Here is a 435-nt window from a genome sequence, read left to right on the forward strand (position 1 = left end):
GCGCCTTCGGGGCAAAGGTGAGAACCGCGACGATGGCGAAGCGCTAAGGTTTCGCCGGAGGGCATCAGGCCTCGGGCGGGCACTCCGGGCAGGTGTCGCCGATCGAGTCCAGCACTTCAGCGATCGCGACGGCGGCCGCTTGCGACGAGACGCCCGGCGGCGGGTACTGGCGGGCGATGCCAAAGGCGCGATCACGGGCGTGCGGGTCGCCGCGCTCCTTCATCCACCCGTGCTCTTCGCATTCGCGGACGGCACCGGCTTCCTGAAGCACGGAGATGGCCCATCCTCGCAGCGTCTGGATCGTTGCGCGCCGTTCCCTGGTCATCAGCATTTGGAGGGCTCCTGGTGCGCGAAACGGATCCGCGAGCTCAACTTGCGTTCCGGCGAGCTAGCACAGGGCAGGGATTCGCAAACGCGGGAGCAGTTGCTTTTCCA

Annotated in this window: 1 protein-coding gene; it reads right to left on the bottom strand. The window is 67.1% G+C overall.

Features of this window, described 5'->3' with window-relative positions; all coding sequences use genetic code 11:
• Window positions 1–64: 64 nt before the first annotated feature.
• Window positions 65–331: a hypothetical protein gene (locus AC5ZG1_RS44430; RefSeq protein ID WP_456645489.1), complete on the bottom strand. Its 267-nt coding sequence runs from the start codon at window positions 329–331 to the stop codon at window positions 65–67.
• Window positions 332–435 lie beyond the last annotated feature (104 nt).

It is taken from the genome of Bradyrhizobium sp. Leo78, from assembly GCF_059512425.1.

Coding starts and splice junctions, on each gene's coding strand:
- AC5ZG1_RS44430 (WP_456645489.1), bottom strand. CDS start 331: ATGCTGATGACCAGGGAACGGCGCGCAACGATCCAGACGCTGCGAGGA.